This is a genomic window from uncultured Eubacterium sp. (genome assembly GCF_937958975.1).
Taxonomy (GTDB): Bacteria; Bacillota; Clostridia; order Lachnospirales; family Lachnospiraceae; genus Eubacterium_G.
In genome coordinates this window covers 1-5961 of the sequence record NZ_CALGRE010000038.1, presented here as the reverse complement: position 1 = coordinate 5961, position 5961 = coordinate 1, and the positions used below count along the sequence as shown (strand labels likewise).

3 protein-coding genes and 1 pseudogene are annotated in these 5961 nt (G+C 35.3%); 2 read left to right on the top strand and 2 right to left on the bottom strand.

Annotated features, from left to right (window positions below; all coding sequences use genetic code 11):
* Both Q5O86_RS06385 and Q5O86_RS06380 read left to right on the top strand, forming a co-directional pair.
* Positions 1–242, top strand: a pseudogene (locus tag Q5O86_RS06385) (MFS transporter); the annotation flags it as partial.
* A 133-nt stretch (positions 243–375) separates the two neighbouring features.
* On the top strand, positions 376–1023 hold the full coding sequence (locus tag Q5O86_RS06380; protein ID WP_302626313.1) for a phosphoribosyltransferase: 648 nt from the start codon (positions 376–378) through the stop codon (positions 1021–1023).
* Positions 1024–1056: 33 nt separating this feature from the next.
* Here Q5O86_RS06380 and Q5O86_RS06375 read toward each other — a convergent pair whose 3' ends face one another.
* Both Q5O86_RS06375 and Q5O86_RS06370 read right to left on the bottom strand, forming a co-directional pair.
* Positions 1057–1821: an NYN domain-containing protein gene (locus Q5O86_RS06375; RefSeq protein ID WP_302626312.1), complete on the bottom strand. Its 765-nt coding sequence runs from the start codon at positions 1819–1821 to the stop codon at positions 1057–1059.
* A 66-nt stretch (positions 1822–1887) separates the two neighbouring features.
* Positions 1888–5961, bottom strand: a 4074-nt coding sequence (locus tag Q5O86_RS06370) for a glycosyl hydrolase (protein ID WP_302626311.1), incomplete at its 5' end; no start/stop codon positions are given.

The following is a 5961-nucleotide window of genomic DNA, read 5'->3' as shown; positions in this document are numbered from 1 at the left end:
CCTCAATCATACATTCCACACCGGAACATTTTGGAGCAGACAATTCACAGGCTGTAATTGGTGTACAAATGGCATCTGCATATGTAGGAACCTGTTTGATGCCGCCAATATTTGGCTTTATTGCAAATCATATCAGCGTTTCTCTGTTTCCGCTTTACTTGCTGGTAATACTGATTCTGATGGTTGTGATGCATGAAAAAATGTTACCTAAATTAGATAGAAACAAAAAGGAAATTGTATAATGACACTAAAATTTTAGAAGAAATACATAGTTCTAATTGAAAAAGTGAATATATAACTGTATAATTATCATATGATTATGGTCGGAATAAATATCATATTTTAATTTTTACAAATAGCAAGGAGGACACCGATATGATTAGAAACAAGATTGTAAAATATTATGCCAGAAAAGACAAAAACATTGCTATTAAAGTTATTAATGGCCACTTTGTCACAACTCACTCACACTTAAACCATTATCTGGATATGACTACTATGAAAACACGCCAAAATGAAGCAGAGCGTATTGCCATTGCCATGAAAGATTATTACAATGTCATGGGCAAGCCAATTGATACGATTGTCTGCCTTGACGGTTGTGAGGTCATAGGTGCTTTTCTTGCCAGTGAATTAAGCCGCTCCGGTATTTTATCCATGAACGCACATAAAACAATTTATGTAGTCACACCGGAATTTAATTCCAATGGACAGATGTTGTTTCGAGATAACTTGAAACCTGAAATTGCCGGAAAGAATGTACTTTTGCTCTTAGCATCAGCAACAACCGGAAAAACTGTTAGAACCAGCATTGAATGCATAGAATATTATGGCGGCATTTTACAGGGAATATCAGCTATCTTTAGTGCCGTTGATTCTATTGCCGGTCATAGAATAGATGCACTCTTTAGAGCCGAAGATATACCAAAATATGAGGCATACAGTTCACATGATTGCCCAATGTGTAAAGCAGGGCAATCTATTGACGCATTAGTCAATGGTTACGGATATAGCGAAATATAAAAAAACAAAGTGTCGCAAGCGACACTTTGTTTTTTATTTATTATTCTGTTCCCACAATCCATCCTGCTCTAATCTATTCCAATCCGCAGTAAGAATTTTGGGTTTTTTTCCACGAAAATTTTTTTCCTCAAGGTTTAAATATTTGTTATTCATCAAATCATCTAAAGCTGCCTGAATACGCTCTCTGGACACACCACTATGAGCCGATACGTTTTCTACAGTCTTGTTATAAGTTGCCATTTTTCGTCTTTTCTTTAAAATATATAATGATTTTAAAATGGCATCATAATAATATTGCTGTTCCTGCTTTGACCTAGGCATTTCAACATATGAATTAGCCGATGACTTCAGCTTATTACTAAGCGAATGCTTTACTCCATAAACAATAACTTTTTTCTTTATGTCACGAAGATACTTTATTGCCAAATTAAAATGAGCATCGCCTGTAAATATAATAAATACTTCCGGTGAATCCTTTTTTGCAGCTTCTCGGTAAATTGCATCTAATATAATAAAATCTGTAAAATCTTTATCTACGCCATCTTTTGTACTTGCTGTATGAACTACATTTTTTGATAATTTTTCTAATCGTGGCAATTCCTTTTCAATTGGGCTTCCATGGAAATCGCCAAAAAATATGATATCTTTTACCCGATACTCTTCCGTTAATTCTTCATACCACTCCTCAACATTTGGTCTCATAGAGAAGATATTATTATATCCATAATACCAATGTTCATAATCAACAAATACCGCAGCCGAATGTTTTCCACTATTACCAAACAGTCTGTTAAACACGTTCTTCCTCCTTCCTTATAAATTTCCTATATTATTATAACAGACTTGCCGTAAAAAGAAACATTTTTATTTTACAATCGTGTTGTTCCAATTATACTCAACTTCTTTATAGTCAGCATCCACTACACTTAAAATATTATTATATAAATACTCATGACCGGACACCGTACTCATTTTATTTTTTTGATATAGGATATCCGCAATATCAAATATCGTATAGCTTTCGATATCACTGTATATATATTGTCCATTTTTCAGCTTAGCATATGCTCTCACTTTCATTCCAGTGTTATAATAATCAGCTGAATAAATAAACTTCATAGTCATCATATAGCTTGTTCCATCCGGATATGTACTAAATGATACAGGGCTTTTACCAGCAGCTGAAGACTGGAATGCCTGAACAAATATATTGTTATTATCGACTGTCAGATTCTCATCTGTTATATATTTGTCAACGCCATAGATTAATCCTGAATTTTCGATTTCGTCATTCGGGTCATAGATGGAATACACCACTCTGTGTCCTCCTATAGTAGTATTAATCTGTGAACCATTGACTTCTACAATTGCTTTTTCTTTTTCTGTGGTAGATTCTTCTACATCTGTTTTCGTGGTAGATTCTTCTACATCTGTCTTCGTTGTAAGCTCCTCAGTTACGACCTCACTTGTTTCTTCCTTTGTCGTATCCTCTTCGATTTTATTATTTTTTATAATAACCGTCACTTCATTTGTGCCATGAAAATCCACGACTTTTAACGTATTAAATCTCTTTTGCAGTTTTGACTCAGGTATCTTTACTGTGGCACCTGCTTCCGGCGCTAATGCCTCCCCGTTTATTGTGACCGACTGAAATACTGCCGCTAAATAACATGACACAGTAACTACATTTTCTCCTCCATACTTCTGATAAATCACACTAATTATATCTGATTTATTCCCTTTAGAAACAGCATACTCATAACTGCTATTATTTACACGCTGCCAATCTAATTTGTCATCATCTTCTCCCTGTGCCGTTGACGTTTCCGGGGTAATAACTTTGGTTGTCTCCGGTTCAAGCGAAGTATCCGCACTAATTTTTTTAATAGCTTTGCCCGAATCACCTCCTGCACCGACAAGATTAAACATAAATACAATATATTGATTTTCATATGACTTCAATGATTGTTTTGTTGTCCAGATACCATCAGAAACGGTCATATTGTATCCGATATAACCGGCAGAATTTGGACTCTCTTTCTCTCTTAATGCACTTTCATAATTATCAAATATTTTATAGAGAACTATAATATTATCTGCTGAAACTCCCTGTGCCACAAATGTAGCATTTAAATTCTTATCTAATGCCATGTACAAATTGTCATTGATATATGTATCATTTTTATTTACCCATTTTGCATAAAGCGTAAGGTTTCCATATGTCTTTTCATCAATGAGTCCAATTTTTTTTGTGAAACTGTTATCTTCATACCAGCCCCCAAAATTATAGCCTTCTTTTGTCGGTGCATAAAAATTAAAACTCTCACCATATTGATATGTCATTATATTATCGGGATTTTGGACACCCCCATTCAACTCATAATGAATTGTATATTGAGCAATATCATAATAAATCTTCAAAGTTTTGTTATCCGGAGACAATACAATATTCAATATACTCTTTTCCTTATTTACCTGATAACCCGGTATATCTTGAGATTTTCCGGCAACACTCTGTCCTATCTCTCCGTACTTCACCTCTGTATTATCTAATGTATATGTACCGTCTTTATTTTGGAGATAATTTTCTATATAATATTCTTCTCCCTCCAACTCATTTTGATTGATAATTGTCATTTCATTAGCCGGCGCTGAAAACTTAGCGCCATCGCTAAATATAACATTCTTTAACTTATTTGATGCATTATATACAGCATAATTTTTTTTGCCATTATTATCTACAAATACTGCACTTAAAACTGTATTACTTGTAATAGATGTATCCGGTGTTCCAATTTTTTCAAGAGACTTTATATACATATATGTATGCGCTCTGCTCTCCCCGGCTTCCGGCTCACCTTTACTCCAATATTTTTCTGCCAATTCCGGAGTCGCCAATGCATAATAAGCACTCCACACATCATTCCATATTCCGGAAACTCCCTTTGACTCGATTGTTCTGACGCTATCCTTTATATATTGTTTGTCACTTGCCAGATAGAAAGAACCTGCTGTTACAGGCATTAACTGTATTCCCTGGATGTGTGCGGCATTTCCTGAAAACCATGTGCCGTAATCATACTTTCCACTCCATACTAAGGAAGCCAAATTATTTTTTACACTACTTCCTCCCTGATATACATATTTGTTATCTAATACATCTTTATCCTGGTCAAACCAATATGTATTGATGGCTGACAGCTCTGTTGTATATAAATAGATTCCCAAATCTCTTATCTCTTTATTTCCAGACGCCTCTCCATAAAGAATAATGCCATACCAGGCATTCATTGCTTCTGAAGTAGATTCCTGGTTATTTCCGCTTTCCGGGTCCTCAAATCCAGATGCCCATGAATGTCCCTCAAATGGAGCAAAATTTCTTAAATATGGATATCTTGAATCCTTACTGTTTCTCTTTGTACACGCAATATCATCAATTAATTCCTCTATTACCGCTCCATATTTCTCCATCCACTCTAAATCTCTCATTCCAACCTGGGCGGCTGCCTGAATAAAATATCCATAGTGGAAGTGATGGTCATTCATCTGGTCAATAGAATTGTAAGATGACGGAAAGCTCAACAATGAGCCAATGCCCTTTGAATAAGCAAAATATTTTCCATCTCCACTTCCCGAATAGGAAAACCAGTTAGACAATTCTTTTTTCATTGCATTTAATATTTTATTTGAACTATTTTCATCGCCTACATCCTCAGCAGCAGACATCACGTTCGCTGCACGGTTTAATTGTTTTCCCAATGCATAAGGGTCACCTGCTGTTTCGTCTACACATAACGAATAGACAGCCCCCTCCGGCATATGCTTTTTCATATACTCCTGAACATATTCAGATAATTGAGACTTATTTCCATCAGCAATCCCCGGCATATAAGGAAGCACAGAAGAATATTTTAACTCTGTTGTAAAACTACTACCAACAGTATACTTTACGGTTCCTCTCAAAGTTCTTGCTGTGTTACTTAAATAATTTCTCGCACTCATATTTTTATACTGATGAGGCAAAATTCCCATAATCGTTCCGTCAGTCTTACTCTCTGCCATCTTTTCAACTTTATAACGATATGTCGTTGTCAAAGTAGCTGATTCTTCATCATAAGAATAATCTGAATATGTATCTGTAACAAAATTATACGCATACTTTTCGTAATTTGCCGCAATGTTAAGTGCCTCTGTATCGCTTCCATTGCTCTCGCATAACCATGCCATAGAGAAATATGCATTTTCATCTGATGTAAATTTCAATCTTAAGTTTCCCACATTATCTGATGAATTTCCGCTCTGTGTTATTACGGTTCCTTTTGGAACATATAATCCATAATAATCGTATTTTGAATAACCATTTTTCTCATCCATGTCATCATAGACTTTCAAAACGATGTATGTCGCATTTGATAAGTCTGCTGTATTTTTATAGATAATTTCTGACTTTAATAAAGCTTTTGTACTTTCTCCTTTTCTCTGATATCTGGTTACATTCACACTATCCGTTCCATACAACCTGAAAAATCCATAAGGACTTCCCTGAACCATAGTTGTCTTCATATACTGTTGTGGATTATTTTGATTTTCCATAACCACATCATATGTCCAGTCTGTAATCTTGTCCACTTTTGCACAATCACTGGAAAAATCCGGTTTTACAGTCCAATCCGTATACGCACCGGTATTTGGAAGCGTCATTACACAATAAGTAGAACCGGTTCGTGTAGGTGGCTTGGAAATCCACATACCGGTTCTATCTGCCTTGAATGCCAATGGATATGCATATAAACTTCCAGAGTATTTATTTCCACCGTTAAAATTCCACATAGCAGAGGTTCCCCAGTTGTTTGTATCAAAGGCCCCATTCGTATTATTATAATTTTCTGTTGTAAATCTAATGGTTCCACTGTTATCTTTTGTCGGAAGATTTTGGGC